Raw genomic sequence first — 24,301 nt, forward strand, 5'->3', positions numbered from 1 at the left:
TAAATAAAAGTAAAAGGGGCGCTATGTTGGTAAGAGCTTTTATGCTGCTACTTGTCGGAATAAGTCAGTTGGCGTTTGCGCAGTCAAATAGCATTGAGTCTGTTGAAGCCAATCAACAGGGTGCTAATATCATTGTAAAAATAGCGATGAAAAAACCACTGGCAAAATTGCCTGTCGGATTTTCTATTGCCAGCCCTGCGCGTATTGCATTGGACTTTGCGGACGTTTCTAATGGTACCGGTAAAACGTCGATAGATATTAATACGGGCGACTTGAGAACTGTCACGCTGGTCGAAGCGACGGGCCGCTCAAGGATGATTTTTAACCTCAATAAGCCACTTAACTATGCAACGGTGATGGAAGGAAAATACCTGGTTGTGACGATTGATGGTTCAGGCGGAGTCGCCACTGCCGCAAATTCACAAGGATTGCCTGTCAATAGTGACGCCCCGTTGCTCTCCACGAAACCTATGCTGCATGACATCGATTTCCGTCGCGGGGTTGGTGGTGAGGGTCGCGTTGTGGTTGACCTACCTTTAAATCAAGTTGCTGTGGACGTGCGTCAACAAGGGCAAAAGATTTACGTCACCTTTCTCAAAGTTGGTTTGCCTGATGTATTGCGTAGACGGTTAGATGTCGCTGATTTTGGCTCGCCTGTTCAAATTGTGACAACCACACCATCGGGTGAAAACGTCCAAATGGTGATTGAGCCTAAGGGATTATGGGAACAAAGCTCATATCAAAGTGACACACAATTTGTGTTAGAAGTGAAGCCAATCAAAGAAGATCCCAACAAGCTAACCCAAGGTACACAAGGTTATCGTGGTGAACGATTGTCTTTTAATTTCCAAAATATTGAAGTACGCGCCATTCTCCAAATTATCGCCGAAGTCAGTGGCTTAAATGTGATCGCCAGCGATACCGTTACGGGTACCATTACGTTGCGCCTGAAAGACGTCCCATGGGATCAAGCTTTAGATAATATTATGCAAATCAAGGGACTTGATATGCGTAAAAATGGCAATGTCATATGGGTTGCCCCAAAAGATGAATTGCTGACTAAAGAGAAACTGGAGCTCGAGCAAAAAGCGCAAATTGCCGATCTGGAACCCCTTAAAACCGAATCGTTCCAGCTCAACTACCAAAAAGCAGAAGCATTTAAGCTGGTATTTGGTGCTGATGGTACGACCACAAATCGACTCCTATCTAAACGCGGAAGTGCGGTCATCGAGCCTCGCACAAACCAATTATTTATCACTGATATCCCCTCTAAAATCGAAGAAGTCCGCAAACTCATATTGAAGACCGATATCGCCTCTAAACAAGTGATGATCGAAGCGCGGATTGTAGAGGCAGATGATAGTTTTAGTAAGAATCTAGGCGTGAGGCTGGGATTCACCGACTTGCGTGGAATTAACGGTGGAACACCTGGGTATCAAGTAAGTGGTAATCAAAGTGTTGCGTTCACGGGTAGTATGCAAGGTGTTGCAGAACAAACCTTGCAAACATCGACGAGCAGTAGTGCCTTGGCAAATTCCCAATTTGTAAATTTGCCAGCGGCGAGTATTGGTGGCTTAAATCCAGGAAGTTTAGCTGTCAGCTTGTTCTCATCTGCAGCGAATCGCTTTTTGAATTTGGAATTGTCAGCACTAGAAGCTGACGGTAAAGGCAAAGTTATTTCTAGTCCTCGCGTCGTCACCGCAGATCAGTTAAAAGCGTTGATTGAGCAAGGTACGGAATTACCGTATCAGGTAGCCACCGCGAGCGGTGCTACGTCGATTGCATTTAGAAAAGCAACGATGCGCCTTGAAGTAACACCGCAGATTACGCCCGATGGAAATATCATTCTTGATGTTGAAGTACATAAAGATAGTGTAGGCCAATCGACATCATCGGGCTTAGCAATTGACACCAAAGAAGTAAAAACGATGGTTTTAGTGGAAAATGGCGGTACTGTCGTATTGGGTGGTATTTACCAACAAACTGAAGCGGACAGCGTGACTAAAGTTCCGTTCTTTGGAGATTTGCCTCTGCTTGGAAACTTGTTTAAAACAACAGGTAAAAATAATAAAAAAACAGAGCTGCTTATCTTTATTACGCCGAAAATTATGACTGACCGTTTAGGCTTAAAGTAAGCACAAGCTTACAGCCTGATCACTTTGGATTCTATTTTGGATTCTATTTTTGGATTCTATTAATTAAATGCTTTCGCTCAACTACAGGTGTTACATGACTCGCTTCCTCCGGATCTTTTCTGGCTTATTCCTACTAGTACTCATGTCGGCTTGTGGCGGCGGGGGTGGTTCCCCTGGCGCTAGCGGTACGAAGGTCCCTCTTTTTACTAGTTCGGCTGCGGCCGTTAATATTTTACCGGGGCAGACTCAGACTTATACAATTGGTGGTGGTGTGCCGGGGTACACTGCGACCAGTACCAATGCTGCATTGGTGGTGAGTGTATCGGGAACGACTTTAACAATTTCAGCGTCGGTTACTACTTCAGGCTCATATACCGTGACTGTGACGGATTATGCGGGAACACATGTCAGTATTGCCGTCACAGTAGGAACTGGCGCTACGTTAAAAACATCCGCGGCTACTAATGTCAGCCTGCTAATCGGCGCCCAATCAGCGACTTACGGAATTATAGGGGGGAGTGGTCTTTATACCGTGGTTAGCAACAATCCAGCTGTTGCAAATATCCTCTTCAATCCGAATGCGGGTACATTCATTATCAGCGGTGTGAATGCGGGGACTGCAACCGTAACCGTAACTGATTCCATTGGTGGACAGGTTAACATCACGGTCACCGTAGGTACTGGCGCAACGTTGTTTACCTCTGCGCCAACTTTAGTCAACCTAAACGTCGGCGCCTTATCATCTGTCTACACAATTGGCGGTGGTACAGGTAGCTATACGGTTAGCAGTGGATCGAGCAACGTTCAGGTCAACTATGCTGGTGGTAATGCTTTCACCTTGCTTGGTGTGTCAGCCACATCATCCACTGCAACGGTGAATGTGACGGATACAGCCGGTGCATCGGTGATCATTACGGTCAAAGTAGGTACAAATTCGAGCTTATTTACTAACGCTCCATTTAGTATTAATGTCGGGCTCGCATCCACGTCCTCGTCGTTCCAGATCGGTGGTGGTAGCGGCAGTTACTTCGTTTCATCGAGCAATTCCAGCGTGGCGACAGCCAACCTCACGCCTGGGGTAAATTCCGCACAATTTACCGTGACCGGCATTGCCACCGGTACTGCGGTAATTACAGTATCGGATACTTTAGGTGCAACTACTCAGGTCACTGTCTCTGTAGGAACGGCTGCCGGTACGTTGTCGACATCCGCTTCAAATAGCATCAGTGTCGCGGTCGGTGGATCATCGGCGTATAGAGTTCAAGGCGGCACGGCACCTTATGCAGTTGGTAGCAGTAATAATAGTGTTGCCAGCGCGACGATCGTTGGTGGTAATTTGACTATCACCGGTAACGCCGTAGGTCAGGCGAATGTCACTGTGCTTGATTCATCGACGCAATCCGTCTCGATTGCAGTTCAGGTCGGATCTGCTGCAAAATTATTTACCACAGCGCCAAGTGCGATTACTTTGGGCACGAATACTGTTTCTTCTACGTTTATCATCGGTGGCGGTAGTCAAGTCTATTCGGCAAGTAGTGCGAACAGTAGCGTTGCATACCCAAGCGTAAGCGGTAATTCGTTCATCATCACGGGGGCGGCATCTGGTTCTACCACCATCTATATTACTGATACGAATGGTACGACGGTGACTATTGGCGTGACAGTAACGGGATCATCGACGACACCGTTATTTACAACTGCACCAGCTGCAATAACTCTTTCCGTGACCGGCAGTGCTACCTACTCCATCAATGGCGGCACCGCTCCTTATACCGCTGTGACCAGTAATCCATCGGTCCTGACGTCAGTTGTGAATGGCACGAGTTTCCAGTTGACAGGAAATTCGTCTGGGTCTGCAACGGTGACGATTAAAGATGCAGTCGGTGGTTCTTTGACACCAATCGCAGTGACTATCTCTGGAGGTACGTCGAATGCGTTATACACGACCGCACCGCCAACCGTACAAATTGGAATTGGTAGCAGTAACGCTCCTCAGTACCAAATCAACGGTGGTGTTCCAGGGTACAGTGTTGTGAGTAGTTCAACGGCAGTTGCTACCGTAGCATTGAGTGGAACTACATTTACAGTCACAGGTGTTTCTGCGGGAACGGCCAATATTGTGGTGACTGACTCAACGGGCAAGTCCGTTACCATTTCTGTGACCGTTGGTAGCAACGTGGCAATTCCTTTTTATACTTCAGCCCCGGGCGCGGTGACTCTCACAGTCGGTTCTGGCGCACAATCCTATGTTCTTGGTGGAGGTACAGCCCCTTACGTTGCGTCGTCAGGTAATGCGGCAGTTGTGACTGCCACTGTAACTGGTGGCACCTTGACCTTGACGCCTGTCAGTCCAGGTAGTGCAACGGTACAAATGGTTGATAGTGGCGGTAGTACTGCGCTACAGACGAGTGTGACCGTGGTTTCTTCAACTATTACGTCTTTAACCGCAGCGCCTAATAGTGTTTCTACGGCCTACGTCGGTGATGTGCTGAGTTTTACGGTAAACGGCGGTTCGCCACAATATACAGTGACCTCAAATAATCCTTCAAGCGTCACGATTGGTAATGTTGTTAACAATTTAGTCAATTCAACATTTACTGCGACAATGGCGAATGTGAACACTAGTGTTTCTATTTATGTTGCCGATAGCAAAGGAAATACGTTGCCTATCGTTATTGCTACAATTTCGCCCAAAGTATCAGCGATGTCCCTGACCCCAGTGGCATGGACAATTGCGGATACTAATCAGGTGCCGATCACTTTAACCTTAAACGGTGGTGTGCCGCCATTCCAAGTGTTTACGTCGAATGCGAATTTAGCAAGTGTTGTTGTGACTAATAACGGAGTTATACTGGATTCCACACAACCACCATTCTTTACTGACCGTACATTAATCCTTAAAACAGGTACTAACGGTAATCGTTGTGTAGGCGCAAATACGACGGTGAACATCACTGTCAAGGATAGTTTAGGAACATCGGCGGCAAGTGCGATGACTATCCAGCCAGCGGGTACATGCCCGTAGTAATTTAGTAGCAAAAAGTTGTGCAGGAGACTTTGTGAGTGTCCAGGCGCTGAATTTAATTTGCCCAGGAAAATTGCGATGTCTGGCAATATTTTTTTAGTAGGTCTTATGGGGTCCGGCAAGACGACAGTCGGTCGGGCCTTAGCAAGAAAATTGAATAAACGTTTTATCGATTCCGATCACGAAATTGAGGCGCGTACAGGCGTCTCAATTCCTGTGATTTTTGAGATAGAAGGTGAAGTAAGTTTTCGACAACGAGAAGCGGATGTCATTCGTGATTTGACCGCACTGAGTGATATTGTCTTAGCCACCGGTGGCGGGGCGGTACTGAACCCGGATAGTCTGCGCTATTTGCACGAACGTGGAACCGTTATCTACTTGCGCGCTGGTATCAACAGCATACTTCAGCGCACTCGTAACGACAAAAATCGTCCCTTGTTACGAACCGCTGACCCACGTAAAAAGCTGGAAGAGCTAGAAGCTCAACGCCATCCTTTGTATCAACAGGCAGCCCATTTGGTTATCGAAACCGGTCGCCCTAATGTTCAACATCTGGTGCAAAGTATCTTGGATAAATTGCCCAAATCATCTACAAAAGTAGATTTTCAACCTTACCAAACCGACATGCAATCTGTAAAAAACGGCACACTACAAACCTTAAACCTGGATCTTGGTGAGCGTAGTTATTCTATTTCTATTGGACAGCAGCTGCTTGAAGATTCACTCCTCATCGCAGAGAAAATTCGCGGAAAACACGTGGTGATTGTTACGAACACCGTGGTTGCACCTCTTTATTTGGCGCGCCTTGAGGCGCAGTTTAAATCACTCGATAAAACATGCAGCGCAGTAATTTTACCTGACGGCGAAGCGTATAAAAATTGGGATCATCTGAATCTGATTTTCGATCATCTTCTACGTCATAAATGTGATCGTAAGACAATCTTAATTGCGCTGGGCGGTGGCGTGATCGGAGATATGACTGGCTTCGCTGCTGCAACCTATATGCGTGGTGTGCCGTTTGTTCAAATCCCAACCACCTTGTTGTCACAGGTTGATTCTTCTGTCGGTGGTAAAACCGGCATTAATCACCCTCTCGGCAAAAATATGATTGGCGCGTTTTACCAGCCTCAGGCTGTCATTGCAGATACATCAACGTTGAATAGTTTGCCAGACAAAGAGCTGTCTGCAGGCCTGGCAGAGGTGATCAAGCATGGTGCAATTATCGACGCGGGCTTCTTTACCTGGTTAGAGCAAAATATGGCCAGGCTGCGGGCCAAGGAGCCCGACGCACTGGCTTATGTGATTGCTCGGTCGTGTGAGATTAAGGCCGATGTTGTCCAACAAGACGAACGTGAGGGCGGTTTGCGCGCTATTCTCAATTTCGGGCATACATTCGGGCATGCAATTGAAGCCGGCCTTGGTTTTGGTACTTGGTTGCACGGTGAAGCGGTAGGCTGTGGAATGGTCATGGCCGCCGAACTATCCTTTCGCCTCGGACACATCGATTACGTTAGTAAGACAAGGATTAAGCAGTTAGTTGAAAATGCCGGGCTGCCAGTCGTTGCACCAGATCTCGGTGAGCAACGTTGGTTAGAATTGATGGAAGTTGATAAAAAAAATGAAGGCGGGCAGATTAAGTTTATTCTGCTTAAACCATTGGGAACATCGGTTATTTCTAGTGTGCCAGAGCAGGTTCTGTTAGAAACATTACGTCACTGTATTTTAGAATAGCAATGATATTTACTGACCATCATTTAGCACCATATGCCGCCCAATCAGCTACTTCGCGAGGGCGGCTTTTTATTGAGCCGGCATCTCAATCACGTAGTGAATTTCAACGTGATCGTGACCGGATTATTCATTGTTCAGCTTTTCGTCGGCTCGAGTATAAAACGCAGGTTTTCGTTAATCATGAAGGCGATTTATTTCGTACTCGATTAACCCATAGTCTCGAAGTAGCGCAGATAGGGCGCTCCATCGCGCGAAATTTGAACCTTAACGAAGATCTCGTAGAAGCCATTGCTCTGGCGCATGACCTCGGACATACGCCTTTCGGTCATGCCGGACAAGATGCATTGAACGCTTGCATGCAACCGTTCGGAGGCTTCGAACATAACTTACAGAGTTTGCGTATCGTTGATAAGTTAGAGGAGCGTTACGCAGCGTTTGATGGCTTAAATTTGTGTTATGAAACACGTGAGGGAATCCTCAAACATTGCTCCCTGAAAAATGCGGAAACCTTAGGCGAAATAGGACAGCGTTTCATCCAAAAACAGCAACCTGGATTAGAAGCGCAACTGACAAATCTGGCCGATGAAATTGCTTATAATAATCATGATATTGATGATGGGCTACGCTCTGGCCTGATCACGGAAAAACAATTGTTGGAAGTCGATTTCTTTGCGCGCCATCGTGCCGAGGTGGAGCTTGCTTATCCCGGGCTCGCCGGACGTCGTGCGATCTCCGAGACCATCAGACGGATGATTAATACGTTGATTACTGATTTGATAAAAACATCCTCTGTACTGATTCAAGAATGCGCACCAACGTCAGTGGATGATGTCCGCAATATGGCGAAAATGATAGCGTTTTCTGACCAGCAATTTCAGGAAGCCAAAGTACTAAAGCAATTTTTACATCATCAACTTTACCGTCATTATCAAGTCAATCGTATGATGTCAAAGGCACGGCGCATCATTACGGAATTGTTTAATGCACTGATGCAAGAACCCAATCTTTTGCCGCCCGATTATCAAATTATTTTTGTTAGAAATGAGCAACAAAAGCAATCGCAACAAGCACGAAAAATTGCAGACTACATTGCTGGTATGACAGATCGCTACGCGATCCGAGAACACCGGCGTTTGTTTTCAATTGACGAAATTTGAGTCATTATTTTGATGATCTGAATAAGATTATGATAATGCCACTTGGGTAGATTAATTTAATTTTAGGAGACAACCATGTCTGACAAAAACGCGTATATTTCATCTTATGCAAAGCGCATTTTGACTTGTAGCTTCATTGGGGTAACGCTGACTGCGCACGCGATTTCCTTCAATGATCTGAGTAATCAAGATGCGAGTACTGGTCTGAAAGCGGCCCTAGACAAAGGCTCAGCGGTTGCTGTGAGTAAACTAGGTGTGGAAAATGGATTTCTCAATAATGAGAAAGTAAAAATTCAATTACCATCAGTTCTCGATAAAGCAATTCCTTTTCTGAAAATGACCGGAAAAGGTCAGCAACTTGATGAATTAGTTGTCTCCATGAATCGCGCAGCAGAAGCGGCAGTGCCAATGGCAAAGCCCTTGTTGGTGAATGCAGTCAAGTCCATGAGTTTAACGGATGCTAAGAATATTTTGACTGGCGGAGAAACATCCGTCACCGATTTTTTTAAACAAAAAACTGCAGCACCTCTATCGATTAAATTTTTACCGTTAGTCAAAGGGGTCACAGACAAAGCAGGCCTCGCTTCAAAATACAATGCGGTAATGGGACAGGCACAGAAATTTGGTGTTGTGCCAGAACAAGAAGCCACGGTTGAAGGCTACGTAACGCAAAAAGCCTTAGACGGTCTGTTTTTGATGATAGGCGAAGAAGAAAAAGAAATCCGTCGCGATCCAGTTGGTGCTGGCAGTGCTGCAATTAGCAAGGTATTTGGTTTGTTGAAGTAAATTCAAGCTAAACACCTTGCACGACCAAGTGCGACAAAATACAACTAAATCCAACTAAATACGACAAAAAATGACTTTGTAGTAAACCTCTGGGGCGCTTCAGCCCCAGCGCATCCTCATCAAGACCCAAGTTACCTTCAGCCTGCCGATGTGTTTAATTCTCCACATCCGAGTGTTTCAAATTTTCATCGTATTACAATCTTTTGCATTTTAACTTTTGCGTCAATGGTAAAAATGAGGCGCGCTTATGCAAAGTTAATTGCATCGTAAATTAACCACGTTTGAGCAGCAAAACCACGACCAAAAAAGCATCGCCGGGCAGAGATTTATCCAACGACATTCCCCAAAAATAGGCGCAATTGCGTAGTTTCACTTAAGTAGATCCTGTTGCGATGCAACATTAAAATATCTGTTAATTTATGGATTGAGTGTAGTGATGTCATAAATGATTAACATAAATCATATCGACTTCTGTAGCACGACAAGCTCAAACAATAAAACATAAGAGCGTGAATAATAACGCCACAAGTAACGCCACAAGTAACGCCACAAAGATATTTGCAAGTTCAGTTCAGCAAAATTAAAGATCTAAAATTAAATCAATAATCTGGAGACCAACATGTCATACAAAATGAAAACCTTGATTGCCTCTGCATTGATCACATGGTCAGTTGCAGGTGTTGCCGCTGAGCCGATCAAAATCGGTGTCTCGGGTCCACTGACTGGCGGTTCTGCGCCGATGGGTGTGTCGATGCGCGACGGCGTGAAACTGGCCGTTGCCGAGATCAACGCAAAGGGCGGCATTCTTGGACGCCAATTACAAGTAGTGGAACGTGATGATGAAGCAAAAAATGAACGTGGTGTGCAAGTCGCACAAGAACTGATTAACAAAGAGCGTGTTGTTGCTACGGTCGGTTATGCCAATACTGGCGTGGCGATTGCTTCACAGCGTTTTTATCAAAACGCCAAAATCCCAGTCATGAACAACGTGGCGACGGGTTCTATCGTGACAAAGCAGTTCGTTGGACCTGAGTTTACTGAAAATTATATTTTCCGTAACGCGGCGAACGATACAGTGCAATCAGCAATGATTGTCGATGAAGCGATTGTCAAACGTAAATTCACTAAAGTTGCGATTCTTGCTGATTCCACCAATTACGGCCAGTTAGGTCGTGAAGATTTGGAACGCACGCTGAATGCAAAAGGCATTAAACCGGTCGCTGTTGAGAAATTCAATATCAAAGACGTGGATATGACCGCACAGTTGCTCAAAGCGAAGCAAGGTGGCGCACAAGCGATCCTGACATATGGTATCGGGCCAGAGTTGGCACAGATCGCCAACGGAATGGAAAAACTGGGCTGGAAAGTACCAATGATCGGTAGCTGGACTTTATCTATGGGTAACTTCCTCGATAACGCAGGCAAAAACGGTGATGGCGCCAGCATGCCACAGACGTTTATCCAGGATCCGAACACACCTAAGCGTAAGGCATTTATCGAATCCTACCAAAAAGCCTATAAAATCGATCGTATCCCATCTCCTGTGTCCGCTGCACAAGGCTATGACTCGATTTATTTGTTAGCCGCTGCGATGAAACAAGCCGGCACAACAGATGGTCCAAAGGTGCGTGAAGCCTTAGAAAATCTGAATGAAAAAGTCGAAGGTGTGGTGACAACTTACGTAAAACCATTCACCCATGATGACCATGAAGCGATCAAAGCTGGTATGCCTGTGATGGGCGAAGCAAAAGATGGTCACATCGTCTTAGTCAAATAAGACAATTCAGTTATTAAAGTGTACTACTGAGTAATGAGTAATACCGGAATCAGGTGACTTGCAAGAACATATCGCAGGCACCTGACCCTTTTCTACACACCGCATCCGTTCTGATTGGTTCGTCAATCTTCGATACTTAGTGTCGCGAAGATAGGGCGGATTCACGTCTGGATTGATGCACTCCATTCGGGTAATAAAAATGGAAATCCTATTACAACTCGTGTTTAGTGGCATCGCCCTTGGCATGATTTACGCGGTAATCGCGTTTGGTTATCAACTCACTTTTGCTACGTCAGGCACACTGAACTTTGGGCAAGGCGAATCGCTCATGTTGGGTGCATTGGTGGGGTTGAGTCTGGTGGGTAATATCCATGGCGGACCGTACATGAACTACTGGCTGATGATCCCTTTGGTGATCCTGTTCGGCGGATTACAAGGCGTTGTCGTGGAATGGATTGCTGTACGACCAGCGATCAAAATTAAATCAGAATTTGGCTGGATTATGTCCACCATTGCGATGGCAATTATTTTTAAAAATGTCGCCGAAAATATCTGGGGCAAAGACGATCTGACGTTCCCGTCTCCCTTATCAGCGCAACCATTCCAGATTTTCGGCGCAAATGTACAGCCTATGCAAATCGTGGTGATCGTCGGTGCTCTGGCGATAATGCTGGCGGTGGAATTGTTTAACCGTAAATCGATTTATGGTAAGGCAGTTGTGGCAACGTCGAATGACCGTGATGCGGCTGGGCTGATGGGTATTAACACGAGCATGGTCATCACCTTCTCTTATGCCTTGTCGTCAGCGACAGCAGCGTTTGCAGGTGTTCTCGTCGCACCTTTGACACTGACTGGCGCAACCATGGGCTCATCGTTGGGCTTGAAGGCGTTTGCCGTGGCGATTATCGGTGGATTGACATCCGGCGTCGGCGCGATCGTTGGTGGACTTATCTTGGGCATTGCGGAGACATTGACTGGCTTTTATGTTTCAACTGGCTATAAAGAAGTTCCAGGACTCGTTTTGCTGCTGCTCGTGTTGGCGATCAAACCAGCCGGTTTGTTCGGTAAGACAGCAATCAAGAAAGTATAAGGAGAGATCATGAATAAAAAGACCTTAGCACTTTCCATCATCGGTGTGGCAGCACTCGGTTTGTTCCCGGTGTTTATGCACAATCCGTATTATCTGCATCTGGCAGAAACGATCTTAATTTACGCAATCTTGTTATTTGGTCTGGATATCGTGGTGGGTTATACCGGCCAGGTTTCATTAGGACATGCTGGCTTATTTGGCATCGGCTCCTACACCACAGGCGTCCTGTACCTAAAGCTTGGTTTGCCGATTCTTGTCGCGTTACCAGCCAGTATTGTGGTTGCAGCTGCCTTTGGCGCAGTGATGGCCTTGCCAGCATTGCGGGTAACTGGGCCTTATCTGGCGATGGTGACTTTGGCGTTTGGTACGATCGCGCAAATTCTGATTAACGAGATGAGTTTTTTAACTGAAGGTCCAATGGGCATTCAAATTACGAAACCAGGCTGGTTTGGTCAGAAAATGGATGAGACCACATTCTTTTATCTCGTTGCTATTTTGATGGTCGTGGCCTTAGTGGTTGTTCATCGCGTACTGCAATCTCACCTTGGGCGAGCATTTCAGGCCTTGCGTGATAGCCCGATTGCCTCTGATTGCATGGGTGTTTCCGTTTATCGTTACAAAGTTTATGCGTTCGTGATTAGTGCTGCATTAGCAGGTCTGGCAGGTAGTTTGTATGCGTATTCTGAACAATATATTTCTCCAAACACCTACAATTTTGAGCTGACTATTTTGTTCTTGTTGGCAGTTATTATGGGCGGGCGTAAGAGCCGTATTGGTTCATTGTTGGGCGCATTTATTGTGGTGATGTTGCCTTCATTGCTTGCTGATATTGAATTGTTCCGTCAGATTTCTACTGCTGCTGCCGCGATCGCTGTCATTGGCGCTGGCATCTCCCTGGTACAAAAGCGTAAATCGGTGCGTGAGATTGCCGTGCCAGTTGTGGCAACCATTGGAATGGCGCTATTTTCCTACAAGCTGGAAAATATCACTGACTGGCGTCTGACTATTTTTGGTCTGATGACCTTGTTTGTTGTCTATTACCTGCAAGACGGTATCGTAGGATTTGTGAGCGCGATGTTTGGCAAAGGCCCCCGCCACCTGATCGCTCGCACTGATGGAACGACAGTGAATGAGTCTCTGGCGATTGCTAATGCCGGTGGTGAGCGTGTCGGCGTATTGCTGAGTGCCCGCCAGTTGTTGATGCAGTTCGGTGGCTTGAAAGCATTGAACCACGTTGATTTGCAAATCGCCCAAGGCACGGTTCATGGATTGATTGGTCCGAATGGTTCCGGTAAGAGTACGATGATGAATGTACTAACCGGTATCTATAAACCAACGGATGGTGTGGTTGAATTTGGAGGACGCGTCATTTCAGGTACAACGCCATCTGCCATTGCTTTGGGTGGTGTTGCGCGGACGTTCCAGAATGTGCAGTTGTTTGGTGAAATGACGGCCACTGAAAACGTCCTGGTCGGTCTGCATAGCACCTTCCGTAGTAACGTGTTTGATGCGATGCTGCATACAACACGTTATCTGCGTGAAGAGCGTGCCGCAAGAGAACGCGCGGCGAGCATCTTACACTTTGTTGGCTTATCTGATCTGGCTAATGAAGAGGCACGGAATCTTCCTTACGGTAAGCAACGTTTGCTGGAAATTGGTCGCGCTTTAGGCTTGAATCCACAATTGCTATTGCTTGATGAGCCTGCCGCGGGTCTGACAGCGCCGGACATTAAAGAGCTGATCGCTATCATTCGTAAAATCCGCGAACACGGCATCACGATTATTCTGATTGAGCATCATATGGACGTGGTCATGTCGCTTTGCGATACTGTCACGGTTCTCGATTTCGGTCAAAAAATCTGTGAAGGCAAGCCAGCCGAAGTCCAGGCGGATCCAAAAGTGATTGAGGCTTACCTTGGCGGAAGCGTCAGCGAAGAGTTGAGTGGCACAGCCCATCCAGTAGCAACGGCGTAAGGAGAACCATATGTTAGAGATTTCAAATTTACACGCCGCGTACGGTAAAGTGCAGGTATTGCATGGTATTTCTTTGTCTGTTCCAAAAGGCAAAGTGGTGACGCTGATTGGTTCGAACGGTGCAGGAAAAACGACAACGATGCGCGCGATTTCGGGCATGTTAAAGCCGAAAGAAGGCAGCGTCCATCTTGGAGGGCAAGACATTACCGGACTTGATTCGCACAAAATTGCCCGCGCTGGTCTGGCCCATTCGCCAGAAGGTCGACGGGTGTTTGCCACGATGTCGGTCAAAGACAATTTATTGCTCGGTGCATTTCCTCGTTTTACAGGCGCGCGTAGCCGTGGCGATATCGACACGGATTTACAAAAGGCGATGGAGTTGTTTCCTCGCTTGCGTGAACGTCGTGATCAGCTTGCTGGTACCTTGTCGGGTGGTGAACAGCAAATGCTGGCGATGGCACGTGCGGTCATGTTAAATCCGGAAGTGATTTTGCTCGATGAGCCGTCAATGGGATTGGCGCCGATTCTGGTGGATGAAGTGTTCCGGATTATTCAGCGTCTCAAACAAGAAGGCATGACGATGTTGCTGGTCGAGCAGTTTGCCGCTGCCGCGTTGGCGGTTGCTGATTACGGTTATGTGCTGGAGAATGGGCGGATTTCAGTTCATGGACCGGCGGCGAGTTTGCAGAATGATCCGGCAGTGAAGGCGGCGTATCTGGGAGGAAATGCGCAGCATTGATGTTCTGGCATCTTGCGGTAGCGTTCCCGCTTGTTGGCGGCGGGAATGGAACAATCGTTCCTTCTTTAGTTTATGTCGCTACGTCGTCGTGTCACTGAAGGTAAGGGTTAGCGCAACCGCTAACCCGATGACTGATTTGGTATTAACGACCAATGTCAATTCATACAGGCATGATGCTATAACTCAATGACCCGTTTACCCGCTCAACCGCTCAACCGCTTATCTGCTTATCCGATTAACGAGCGCAATGGGTGGGCGTATGCTGGCCATACGGGTGAGAAGAAGTCCAATACCATCTCGCGCGTGACGTCCGATAAATTGGCTGGAGACCACTGCGGTTGATTGTCTTTGTCGACGACCAAAGCACGTACACCTTCTAAAACCTCACCATGTTTGAAACAGTGGCGCACCATCGTTCTTTCCATGCGAAGGCAATCTGAGACCGACATGCTAGCGCTGCGCCGCAGTTGTTCCAAAGTGACACTGATGAGTAAAGGCGAGGGTTTAGCCATCGTTGCCAGAGTGGTCTGAGCAAAGGCGCTATCGCTCTCTTCGAGCCTTTGAGTGATGTCCTTAGCGCTATCGCCAAAAAATAGTGTATCAATCTCGGCACGCTGTGTAGCAAGTTTGCTATGCGAAGGCTCAACCTGTGCTGCATAAGGACATGCAAATTCGTGAATTGCTTTACGCAGATCTGCCGCTTCGTTATTACCTAGGAAGTCTATCAGGGCAGGGATTTCAGATGTTGGAATAAACACATCCGCCAGACCCGCATAGAGTGCATCGGCAGCACCGATGATGTCGCCTGTTAAGCCTAAATAGGTGCCGATTTGTCCTGGTGTATGAGACAAAAAGTAGCCGCCACCCACATCTGGAAATAAACCAATATTGACTTCAGGCATTGCCATTTTAGTGCGCTCGGTAACGATTCGTAATGAACAATCAGGCCCAGCTTGTGCGATGCCCATGCCACCCCCCATAACAACCCCATTCATCAGGGAAATATACGGTTTTGGATAAAAATGAATTAAATGATTAAGTGCATATTCTTCAGTAAAAAAATCTTCCAACAGCGCACTATCACCTTTTGGTGTCGCAGTGCCAACATCATAAAAAAATCGGATGTCACCACCTGCACAAAATGCTTTTTCGCTACTGCTGTGAACGAACACAGCGCGAACATCGTCATCGTCACGCCATAGTAGCAAGCTGGCAGTGATGGCACGTACCATATCGAGTGATAAAGAGTTGAGTGCTTTGGGGCGGTCGAGTGTGATGAAGCCAATATGATTTTTAACTGAGGTGACGACGAATTCGCTCATAGGAGTACCAATAAAATGATCGTGTTGAAGCATCTATTTTATGCTTCACTTGAGTTGTCGTCACGACTTTTAGAAATGCAAAGTTTTGATCCTGAAACAAATAAAAAAGGACGCTATAGAGCGTCCTTGTTTTAGTGTTCCTGATAAATCAGGAGGTGGCAATTATGCCGAAGCCGGATCTGGCATGTGTTTGATGGCATCGTGGTGGTGTTCCTGGATTTTGTCTTTGTGTTTAATCACTTGACGATCCAGTTTGTCTACCAGTGCATCGATAGCTGCATATAAATCATGTGCCAGACTTTCAACATGAATATCTTTTCCGCTAATGTGCAGATTAATATCGGCTTTGTGACGTTTCTCTTTCTCCCGGAGCTTGTCTACCGTCAAGATGACGGCAATATCAATGACCTGATCGAAGTGACGCCGGACTCGTTCCAGCTTGGTATGTACGTATTCGCGAATTGCAGGAGTTACTTCGACGTGATGTCCACTGATGGTGAGATTCATACTGTGCTCCTATGGTAATGTTGCTTGCTATAACGATAAGCTCGTTTCATTAGAAATGTTTTGAGCTAAATCATATATAGCAATTTAAACCGTAAATACAAGGACGATGTTACAAAGATTTACGCATACTCACTGGTGGGATTTTCAGGGCTTCGCGGTATTTGGCGACGGTACGTCGTGCAATTACCATGCCTTGTTCACCCAGCATGTCTGCGATTTTACTGTCAGAGAGTGGGCTTTTCTGGTCTTCTGCTCCTATCAACTGCTTGATGAGTGCTCGTATCGCGGTGGACGATGCTTCCCCCCCGGTTTCCGTCGCGACATGGCTGCCGAAAAAATACTTTAACTCAAACATGCCATGTGGGGTCAACATGTATTTTTGGGTCGTAACACGAGAAATGGTGCTCTCGTGTAATCCTAGTGTATCAGCTATTTCGCGCAAAACAAGGGGGCGCATCGCGACAGCACCATGCGTAAAAAAATTACGCTGTCTTTCTACTATCGCTTGTGCAACGCGCAAAATTGTCTCAAAGCGTTGCCGCATGTTTTTGATTAACCAGCGTGCTTCCTGTAACTGCGAACTAAGCCCACTTTCGCCACGATGTTGCCGCATCAGATTCGCATACATACTGCTGACACGTAGTTTAGGCATGACATCCTGATTGAGCACTACTTGCCAACCGTCAGCCGTTTTTTTAACGATGACGTCAGGCACAACATAATCAGAACTGGTTTTCGCAAAGTCGCTACCTGGCCGTGGTTTACATGTTCGTATAACAATTTGTGCTTCGCGCAAATCTTCGTCATCACAGTCAAAAATTTTCTTTAATTTCGTGAAGTCGCGTTGCGCAAATAAATTTAATTGATTTTCAACAATATTCAATGCGAGACGGCGGGTCACAAACGGAATATGTGGCAAACGCTTGATCTGCAATGCCAGACATTCTGATGGGCTTCTGGCGCCGACACCGGCCGGATCAAAACTCTGTAGCATCGACAGCGCGAACTGTAATTCTTCAAGTTCAACGCTCAGATCGATGGGCAGACCAGCATGAATTTCTTCTAAAGTTTCCGTCATATAACCATCATCATTAAGCGCATCGATGATTAATTCCACCAGAGCCAGGTCACGCGGTTCGCGCAAACTTAGCCGCATCTGTTCGAGTAAATGCTCGCGCAGGCCGATGTGGGCAGCCTCTAACTGCCGATGTCCGTCATCATCTTCGGCATTGTATTGGCCATTGGGCGCCTCGTTGAAGCTCCATTCCTCTTCGTTGGCGCTGACACTGTCATTGACGGTAAATTCGTTGTCTGACGGTGATTCTGCTCCATTGTTGAGATTATCCTGGCCATTTGATACTTCCATGCCAGCATCAGGCGTTGAGCTGGCGCTATTGATTGCGCCGTCAGCCAAAAGGCGAACTGCATTATCCATCGGGTCGTCCACACGCTCTAATAACGGATTTTCAATCAATAAGCTTTCCAGCTCCTGATGTAATTCCAGAGTCGACAATTGCAACAGCCGTATCGATTGTTGTAATTGTGGCGTGAGCGCCAAATGTTGGGAGGTGCGTAGCTGGAGACTTTGCTTCATGATATTTTCCGTCACATGCGGAAATGCTCTCCAAGGTAAACCCGGCGCACTGATTCATTTTCAATGATTTCTTCTGGTTTTCCGCTTGCTAAAACGGCACCTTGATTGATGATGTAGGCATGATCACAAATACCCAGGGTTTCACGCACATTGTGATCCGTAATCAAGACGCCAATACCACGTTCTTTGAGGAAGCGAACAATCCGTTGAATTTCAATCACGGCGATCGGATCGACACCGGCAAATGGTTCATCTAATAAAACAAAACGTGGATTAGTTGCTAGCGCCCTGGCGATTTCAACACGGCGCCGTTCACCACCAGATAAAGATAAGGCCTGGCTTTCACGAATTTTTTCAATTTGTAAATCGGCGAGTAACGCATCGAGCCGACGTTGAATTTCGTCGCTAGATAAATACTTTTTGTTATTATCTTTTTGTAGCTCTAAAACTGCCCGAATATTTTCTTCGACGGTTAGTTTTCTAAATACAGAGGCTTCCTGGGGGAGATAAGATAAGCCCAGTACAGCGCGCTCATGGATCGCTAAACCAGACATTGGCGTACCGTCAATACTGATACGTCCATCATCAGATGCAACAAGGCCAACGATCATATAAAACGAGGTCGTTTTTCCAGCGCCATTGGGGCCGAGCAAACCAACCACCTCGCCACTTTTGACCGACAGAGAGACATCTCTGACAACCTGCCGCGCACCGTAGCGTTTCTTAAGGCCTTTAACCACTAGCGTGCTAATATTTTGAGAGTTATTGGTTTGCATCTTAGTTTGCTTAAGTCGCTTTTATTTATCGGTTTTGGGTTGGATGGTTAAGCGAATTCTGCCACCACCAGAGACGGCGGCACCATTGCTTGCGTTAGTGCCGACAAAAATATCATTTTTACTGTCATACGAGAGGTATTCGCCCTCTTGTTCGTCAGTCACTTTTTTACCGTCGAGATAGCGAACTTTAGCGTTACCAATGAATTTTACAAATTCTGTTTTTTCGTCATATTCGGCGCGTTCAGCTTCGCCCTCTACCCAAAGATTCGAGCCGCCGTCCCGTTTTTGACGAAAAGTGACTTTGGTGCCGGGCTTATTGAAGAACTTCACATGTTGGAATTCATCTGGTGTTTTGCTCGCAATTGCCCGTTCTGCTCTGACGGTGAGTGTTCCCTTGGTAATCAGGACATCGCCAGTGGCCGTTGTGATGTTCGATTTTCCATCGCTGGTCAAATGTTCTGCTTCAATAACCATTTCTTTCTGGCTATCTGCTTTTTCTGCGTACGCAGGCAAAACGAACGATGAGCCCAGGCCCACAAACAGGATGGAGCTCACAATTTGAAGTGATGAATTGAGAGTCAGGCGCATGATGTACTTTCTAAATTTTTGTCTGGTCAGGTAAGTTGTCAACTACCACGTTTTTTTAAACGTGCACGTACTTTGCTCAGTAACTCCAAGTGCTGGGTGGAATTGTTGGCGACCATACCTACCGCATGAGCTTCTATACCTTCGGTAAATAAAGTGACTTGATGATCTGAGGTGATGAGGTCATCATCCGGTGTAAGCGTCAGATAATCCGTTTCCAGTCGCATTGCATGGGAATTTTCACCGTCCGGACGTTCAACTAGTACGTTGTCATATAAACGCACGACATCGTGTTCACGCTTGGGATGTACGGTGTCAGATTTTTGATCAACAATGGCCCGTCCGGCAATGATAGTTACTGGCGGACGCATGTCAGCGAAGCTATTAATCCGTGGATTGGTAATCTCATACTGATCGGTACGCGGAAGATGAATCAGCTTTTCGCCCGTCAAATGATAATTGGCTTTACTGCTATTAGACAGTCGTATGAAGTTGAATTTCTCAACATAATAATCCGGCTCCAAACGGATCATGGATTTTCGCGCATCTTCTACACCACGTTGGCGGAATGCATTTTCGATCCAAAAACTGCCAAGCGCAATAAACCCCAGGATTGCGACTGCAATCCATATTCGTGCCCGGTCTATAGTGATTTGCGCTTTCATGCTAAATATTCAGATAGAACTAATTGGTATTTATTCTGTGCCTGTAAAATAAAATCGCAGACTTCGCGGACAGCACCTTTGCCGCCGCTCGCAACTGTCACGTAGTCAACGCGATAACGAACTTCCGGATGTCCATTTGGTACGCTGGCCGCGAATCCTACGCGGCTCAATACGGGTAAATCAATCACATCATCGCCGATAAAACCACATTCTTTGCTGTCGAAGTTCAATTCAGCCAGTAACTCAAAAAATGCCGTTTTTTTGTCGTGGATACCCTGACGGACGTGGGTAATCCCAAGGTCGGAGGCGCGCCTCGAGACGATGGCGGATTGTCGTGCACTGATAATTGCTGTAGCGATCCCCGCTTTTTGCAATAGACGAATACCTTGACCATCAAGAACATTAAAGGTTTTTAGTGCTTCGCCGTCGGCGCTAAAATGCAAACTCCCGTCAGTCAAAATGCCATCGACATCAAATATCATCAGCTTAATGGCGGCTGCTTTCGTCGTTGCGTCAGTCATTAAATCACCTTCGCTCTGGTCAAATCGTGAATATGTAAGGCGCCGACTAATTTTCCTTGTGCATCGGTGACGAGTAATTGATTAATGCGATAAGTTTCCATTACCTCAACGGCTTCGACGGCGAGTTGATCTGCGCGAATGCTGCGTGGCTTGGTGTGCATCACGTCAGCGATGCTGATTTGCGTGAAATCACAAGCACCTTCCATCAGTCGCCGCAGATCACCATCAGTAAAGACGCCGACAATATGGTGGTCTGTGTCGACAACAGCCGTCATCGCCATTCCTTTTTTTGTGATTTCAAGGAGGGCAGAGGTAAGCTTTGTATCCGGAGCGACACACGGAATAGCATCTCCTGTACGCATGACATCTTTGACATAGGTCAGTAGCCTTCTTCCCAATGCGCCACCTGGATGCGAGCGGGCGAAATCCTCTTCCCTGAAGCCGCGTGCGTCTAATACGGCGACAGCAAGGGCATCCCCTAATGCTAACGTGACCGTTGTGCTGGCAGTTGGTGCTAAATTGAGCGGGCAGGCTTCTTTGTCAACTTGCAGACTTAAATGGACGTCTGCAATTTTCCCTAGGCTGGACGTTGGATTGCCGGTCAGGGAAATGAGTTTTACGCCTAAACGTTTAATGATTGGCAAAATGGACATCAGTTCAGCCGCTTCACCTGAATAGGAAATGGCGATGAACACGTCTTGTGGTGTGACCATGCCTAAATCGCCATGAGCTGCTTCAGCTGGATGAACAAAAAATGCTGGCGTGCCAGTTGAGGCAAAGGTGGCGGCGATTTTGCGGGCAATGTGCCCGGATTTGCCGATACCTGACACAACAACTCTGCCTTTGCACGCGAGTACCAAACGTACTGCTTGAGCAAAGCCGGCGGCATCTTCTTGGTTGAGACGAGCTTGTAATGCAATTAAAGCATCAGCTTCAATTTGTAACGTGTCGGTTGCTAATTGCACGGCACGTAGTGCTGCCTTTTCAATGACGTCGTCAGTCGCCGTCAATGTGCTTGGAGGTGGGGATGCGTTCAAATCGTTCATCCTCACAGTATAAACGAAATCGCTAAAGCAAAAACTTTGCCAGATGTAACGAAGTTATAATCAGGCAAAAATGATTTAAAAATAATTTTAAAAATAAATTTAGAAATAAATTAAAAATCAATTAGAAATCAATTAGAAATAACTGAAATTAGTATTGCTAAAATGCAAATTTAGCATATGAAAACGACAGTTGGTTCTCATAAATCGGCAATAATGCACAGTATGAATGCACTAGATATCACTTTAGTCCTGTTAGCCGCCGCCGTTCTTGGTGTGGTCGCGTTTCGCATGCTGCAATTGCCGCCGATTCTTGGCTATCTTACTGTGGGCATCTTGATTGGGCCATTTGGTTTAAAAGTTGCCGAAGATGGCGCGGTTACCCACACGTTGGCGGAATTTGGCGTTGTTTTTTTGATGTTTTCAATTGGACTGGAATTCTCGCTTTCTAAGCTCATGGCAATGCGTAAGGCAGTCTTTGGTCTTGGTCTGGCTCAGGTCGTTCTGAGTATTTTGATCAGTATGCTGGCGGCTTGGGGCGCTTCAATGTGGTTACCCCGTTTTTTTCAGATCGGCTGGGAGGGGGCATTTGCACTCGGAGGTGCCTTGGCAATGTCGTCGACCGCAATCGTGTCAAAAATGCTGACCGAGCGATTGGAGCTAGAGAGTCTGCATGGACGACAAATCATTAGTATTTTGTTATTTCAAGATTTAGCAGTTGTTCCTTTATTAATATTGGTGCCAGCGCTGGCGACGCATTCGGGCAATATTTTGCAAACGCTTGCCTGGGCAAGCGCAAAAGTGATTTTGGTATTAGTGATTTTGTTGTTTCTTGGGCAAAAGCTAATGCGAACCTGGTTCAAAATTGTTGTTAAGCGGCGTTCGCAAGAGTTATTTATGTTGAATCTCTTGCTGATCACGCTTGGTGCGGCCTGGGTGACGGACAAAGCGGGGCTGTCGATGGCGCTAGGGGCTTTTGTTGCTGGCATGTTGATTTCTGAAACTGAATATCGGCACCAGGTTGAAGAAGATATCAAACCGTTTCGGGACGTGTTGCTTGGCCTGTTCTTTATCACGATAGGTATGCTGCTCAATTTAGCGGTCGTCTTGAATAATATCTGGATGGTGTTGCTGTTATTCGTTGGCCCCATGTTATTGAAGTTAGTGCTGATCTCCGGTTTGGCTAAAATGTTTGGTAATTCAACGAGTGTTTCTCTGCGGACAGGTCTCGCATTGGCACAAGCGGGCGAATTTGGCTTTGTGTTGTTAAATCAGACGGGTGATTTACATCTCATCGATGCCAATTTGATACAAGTGATTCTGGCTTCGATGGTCTTATCCATGTTGGCATCGCCATATATATTGGCTAAATCAGATGTGATTGTAATGAAGTTCTCAAGCAATGAATGGATGATGCAATCACTGGCACTGACGCAGATTGCGGCACGCACGATGACCGCCAAGAAGCATGTGATCATTGCTGGTTTTGGTCGTAGCGGGCAGAGTTTGGCACGGTTGTTGAGCGAAGAAAATATCGATTATCATGCTCTCGATCTTGATCCTGACCGCGTTCAGGAAGCCCAAATGGCCGGCGATCATGTTTCCTATGGCGATGCTGCGCGCCGGGAAAGTTTAATGGCGGCAGGGATCAATCGGGCTGCAGCCTTGGTCGTTACTTATACCAGTACGGCATCAGCATTGAAAATTCTGCATTTTGTGACTGAACTGAACCCGAGTTTGCCAGTCATTGTTCGTAGCCACGACGATACTGATCTCGATAAACTCAAGGCCGCTGGGGCGACGGAAGTCGTGCCCGAGTTAATGGAAGGGAGTTTGATGCTCGCTTCTCATGCGCTTGTTTTGCTTGGCGTACCCTTACGGCGAGTTGTACATCGCGTGCAGGCAGCACGTGACGCCAGATACGAATCTTTACGGGGATTTTTTCACGGTGTCAGTGACGCCACCGATAGTCCAGAAAATATGCAAATTCGTTTGCATACCGTGGTGTTGAGTAACAAATCACATTGTGTTGGTAAACTGTTACCCGAATTAGGTTTGTCTGAGTTTTGTGTTGACGTCCAGGCAATTAGACGTGGAAAGAGTCGCCTTGAACTGACTAATTCTTTAGTATTACAAGCGGCAGACGTGTTAGTTTTGCGTGGTACCTCTGAAGCAGTCGCTAGAGCCGAGACGCGCCTGCTAAAATAGTGGGTTATTTTAAATTTGAAGGGCCTCTGGCGATGTTAAATCCGTCTGAATACATAAAAGAACATATCCGCACAGTGCCAAATTGGCCGCAAGAAGGTGTGATGTTCCGCGATATCACCCCACTATTGCAAAACCCGAAGGTATTTCGCGTCTTGATTGATATGTTTGTACACCGTTATATGGATGAAAAAATTGATGTCGTCGCTGGACTGGATGCGCGTGGTTTTATTATCGGATCGGTATTGGCTTATGAATTGAATCTTGGCTTTGTGCCGATTCGCAAAAAAGGCAAATTACCTTTTCACACCGTGTCTGAACAATATGAACTTGAATACGGTAGTGCAACGGTAGAATTGCACGCGGATGCTTGTAAATCTGGTGACCGCGTTGTGTTGATCGATGATCTGATTGCCACCGGTGGCACGATGATGGCCGGTAAAAAATTGCTCGAACGTCTTGGTGCAACCGTGGTCGAAGGTGCTGTGATTGTTGATTTACCAGAATTAGGTGGGTCAAAATTGATTAAGGAAAGTGGCTTACCATTATTTACGGTCTGCAATTTCGAGGGACACTAGTTATTTCTGCTGTCGTCTCTGAATAAATGGTTGCTTAATGGGTACTTCTCCAATGCAGAAGTGCCCATTTTTTATGGTATTTGCCAAAATA

The 24,301-nt window shown here is 46.5% G+C and carries 19 protein-coding genes; 11 read left to right on the top strand and 8 right to left on the bottom strand.

Features of this window, described 5'->3' with window-relative positions; all coding sequences use genetic code 11:
- Positions 1–41: 41 nt before the first annotated feature.
- From pilQ to ACO0K1_RS01895, 9 genes are all read left to right on the top strand, one after another.
- Positions 42–2,135 (top strand): type IV pilus secretin PilQ, encoded by a 2,094-nt coding sequence (gene pilQ, locus ACO0K1_RS01855; protein WP_423022107.1) that lies wholly within the window; start codon positions 42–44, stop codon positions 2,133–2,135.
- A gap of 94 nt (positions 2,136–2,229) precedes the next feature.
- Entirely contained in the window at positions 2,230–5,160 is a 2,931-nt protein-coding gene (locus ACO0K1_RS01860; protein WP_423022108.1) for a beta strand repeat-containing protein, read from the top strand.
- A gap of 78 nt (positions 5,161–5,238) precedes the next feature.
- Complete coding sequence (gene aroKB / locus ACO0K1_RS01865) at positions 5,239–6,891, top strand: bifunctional shikimate kinase/3-dehydroquinate synthase AroKB (RefSeq protein ID WP_423022109.1); 1,653 nt, start codon at positions 5,239–5,241, stop codon at positions 6,889–6,891.
- A gap of 2 nt (positions 6,892–6,893) precedes the next feature.
- Positions 6,894–8,048 (top strand): deoxyguanosinetriphosphate triphosphohydrolase, encoded by a 1,155-nt coding sequence (locus ACO0K1_RS01870; protein WP_423022111.1) that lies wholly within the window; start codon positions 6,894–6,896, stop codon positions 8,046–8,048.
- Between the two features lie 75 nt (positions 8,049–8,123).
- Complete coding sequence (locus ACO0K1_RS01875) at positions 8,124–8,834, top strand: DUF4197 domain-containing protein (RefSeq protein ID WP_423022113.1); 711 nt, start codon at positions 8,124–8,126, stop codon at positions 8,832–8,834.
- 619 nt (positions 8,835–9,453) lie between these two features.
- Entirely contained in the window at positions 9,454–10,611 is a 1,158-nt protein-coding gene (locus ACO0K1_RS01880; RefSeq protein WP_423022115.1) for an ABC transporter substrate-binding protein, read from the top strand.
- 199 nt (positions 10,612–10,810) lie between these two features.
- Entirely contained in the window at positions 10,811–11,701 is an 891-nt protein-coding gene (locus ACO0K1_RS01885) for a branched-chain amino acid ABC transporter permease (RefSeq protein ID WP_423022117.1), read from the top strand.
- A 9-nt stretch (positions 11,702–11,710) separates the two neighbouring features.
- A complete protein-coding gene (locus ACO0K1_RS01890; RefSeq protein WP_423022119.1) occupies positions 11,711–13,675 on the top strand; it encodes an ABC transporter permease subunit in 1,965 nt (654 codons plus the stop codon).
- 10 nt (positions 13,676–13,685) lie between these two features.
- Entirely contained in the window at positions 13,686–14,414 is a 729-nt protein-coding gene (locus tag ACO0K1_RS01895) for an ABC transporter ATP-binding protein (protein ID WP_423022121.1), read from the top strand.
- Positions 14,415–14,641: 227 nt separating this feature from the next.
- Here the strand turns inward: ACO0K1_RS01895 and ACO0K1_RS01900 are convergent, their stop codons facing one another.
- From ACO0K1_RS01900 to ACO0K1_RS01935, 8 genes are all read right to left on the bottom strand, one after another.
- Positions 14,642–15,736 carry an enoyl-CoA hydratase/isomerase family protein gene (locus ACO0K1_RS01900; protein ID WP_423022123.1) on the bottom strand — a complete coding sequence of 365 codons (1,095 nt, stop codon included), beginning with the start codon at positions 15,734–15,736 and terminating at the stop codon, positions 14,642–14,644.
- Positions 15,737–15,898: 162 nt separating this feature from the next.
- Positions 15,899–16,243: a ribosome hibernation-promoting factor, HPF/YfiA family gene (hpf, locus tag ACO0K1_RS01905; RefSeq protein ID WP_423022125.1), complete on the bottom strand. Its 345-nt coding sequence runs from the start codon at positions 16,241–16,243 to the stop codon at positions 15,899–15,901.
- A 109-nt stretch (positions 16,244–16,352) separates the two neighbouring features.
- On the bottom strand, positions 16,353–17,837 hold the full coding sequence (locus ACO0K1_RS01910) for an RNA polymerase factor sigma-54 (protein WP_423022127.1): 1,485 nt from the start codon (positions 17,835–17,837) through the stop codon (positions 16,353–16,355).
- An 11-nt stretch (positions 17,838–17,848) separates the two neighbouring features.
- Complete coding sequence (lptB, locus tag ACO0K1_RS01915) at positions 17,849–18,613, bottom strand: LPS export ABC transporter ATP-binding protein (protein ID WP_423022129.1); 765 nt, start codon at positions 18,611–18,613, stop codon at positions 17,849–17,851.
- Positions 18,614–18,634: 21 nt separating this feature from the next.
- Positions 18,635–19,201, bottom strand: coding sequence for a lipopolysaccharide transport periplasmic protein LptA (gene lptA, locus ACO0K1_RS01920; protein WP_423022131.1), 567 nt, complete (start codon positions 19,199–19,201; stop codon positions 18,635–18,637).
- A 38-nt stretch (positions 19,202–19,239) separates the two neighbouring features.
- Positions 19,240–19,863 (bottom strand): LPS export ABC transporter periplasmic protein LptC, encoded by a 624-nt coding sequence (gene lptC / locus ACO0K1_RS01925; protein ID WP_423022133.1) that lies wholly within the window; start codon positions 19,861–19,863, stop codon positions 19,240–19,242.
- Entirely contained in the window at positions 19,860–20,384 is a 525-nt protein-coding gene (locus ACO0K1_RS01930; RefSeq protein ID WP_423022135.1) for a KdsC family phosphatase, read from the bottom strand. Before ACO0K1_RS01930 ends, lptC begins: the two co-directional genes overlap by 4 nt.
- Positions 20,384–21,394: a KpsF/GutQ family sugar-phosphate isomerase gene (locus tag ACO0K1_RS01935; protein WP_423022381.1), complete on the bottom strand. Its 1,011-nt coding sequence runs from the start codon at positions 21,392–21,394 to the stop codon at positions 20,384–20,386. The genes ACO0K1_RS01930 and ACO0K1_RS01935 overlap by 1 nt, the downstream gene beginning before the upstream one ends.
- A 213-nt stretch (positions 21,395–21,607) precedes the next feature.
- Here ACO0K1_RS01935 and ACO0K1_RS01940 point away from each other — a divergent pair, with 213 nt between their 5' ends.
- Positions 21,608–23,635, top strand: coding sequence for a cation:proton antiporter (locus ACO0K1_RS01940; RefSeq protein ID WP_423022137.1), 2,028 nt, complete (start codon positions 21,608–21,610; stop codon positions 23,633–23,635).
- A gap of 32 nt (positions 23,636–23,667) precedes the next feature.
- Positions 23,668–24,210, top strand: a complete 543-nt coding sequence (locus ACO0K1_RS01945) for an adenine phosphoribosyltransferase (RefSeq protein ID WP_423022139.1) — start codon at positions 23,668–23,670, stop codon at positions 24,208–24,210.
- The last annotated feature ends 91 nt before the right edge of the window (positions 24,211–24,301 follow it).

This window comes from Undibacterium sp. SXout20W, assembly GCF_049340285.1.
Taxonomy (GTDB): Bacteria; Pseudomonadota; Gammaproteobacteria; order Burkholderiales; family Burkholderiaceae_D; genus Undibacterium.

Bases quoted from the DNA above. Each gene is read 5' to 3' on its own strand.
- ACO0K1_RS01900 (WP_423022123.1), bottom strand. From the start codon at position 15,736: ATGAGCGAATTCGTCGTCACCTCAGTTAAAAATCATATTGGCTTCATC.
- ACO0K1_RS01930 (WP_423022135.1), bottom strand. From the start codon at position 20,384: ATGACTGACGCAACGACGAAAGCAGCCGCCATTAAGCTGATGATATTT.
- lptA (WP_423022131.1), bottom strand. From the start codon at position 19,201: ATGCGCCTGACTCTCAATTCATCACTTCAAATTGTGAGCTCCATCCTG.
- ACO0K1_RS01940 (WP_423022137.1), top strand. From the start codon at position 21,608: ATGAAAACGACAGTTGGTTCTCATAAATCGGCAATAATGCACAGTATG.
- ACO0K1_RS01860 (WP_423022108.1), top strand. From the start codon at position 2,230: ATGACTCGCTTCCTCCGGATCTTTTCTGGCTTATTCCTACTAGTACTC.
- ACO0K1_RS01885 (WP_423022117.1), top strand. From the start codon at position 10,811: ATGGAAATCCTATTACAACTCGTGTTTAGTGGCATCGCCCTTGGCATG.
- aroKB (WP_423022109.1), top strand. From the start codon at position 5,239: ATGTCTGGCAATATTTTTTTAGTAGGTCTTATGGGGTCCGGCAAGACG.
- ACO0K1_RS01910 (WP_423022127.1), bottom strand. From the start codon at position 17,837: ATGAAGCAAAGTCTCCAGCTACGCACCTCCCAACATTTGGCGCTCACG.
- lptC (WP_423022133.1), bottom strand. From the start codon at position 19,863: ATGAAAGCGCAAATCACTATAGACCGGGCACGAATATGGATTGCAGTC.
- ACO0K1_RS01945 (WP_423022139.1), top strand. From the start codon at position 23,668: ATGTTAAATCCGTCTGAATACATAAAAGAACATATCCGCACAGTGCCA.
- ACO0K1_RS01895 (WP_423022121.1), top strand. From the start codon at position 13,686: ATGTTAGAGATTTCAAATTTACACGCCGCGTACGGTAAAGTGCAGGTA.
- ACO0K1_RS01880 (WP_423022115.1), top strand. From the start codon at position 9,454: ATGTCATACAAAATGAAAACCTTGATTGCCTCTGCATTGATCACATGG.
- ACO0K1_RS01890 (WP_423022119.1), top strand. From the start codon at position 11,711: ATGAATAAAAAGACCTTAGCACTTTCCATCATCGGTGTGGCAGCACTC.
- hpf (WP_423022125.1), bottom strand. From the start codon at position 16,243: ATGAATCTCACCATCAGTGGACATCACGTCGAAGTAACTCCTGCAATT.
- lptB (WP_423022129.1), bottom strand. From the start codon at position 18,613: ATGCAAACCAATAACTCTCAAAATATTAGCACGCTAGTGGTTAAAGGC.
- pilQ (WP_423022107.1), top strand. From the start codon at position 42: ATGCTGCTACTTGTCGGAATAAGTCAGTTGGCGTTTGCGCAGTCAAAT.
- ACO0K1_RS01870 (WP_423022111.1), top strand. From the start codon at position 6,894: ATGATATTTACTGACCATCATTTAGCACCATATGCCGCCCAATCAGCT.
- ACO0K1_RS01875 (WP_423022113.1), top strand. From the start codon at position 8,124: ATGTCTGACAAAAACGCGTATATTTCATCTTATGCAAAGCGCATTTTG.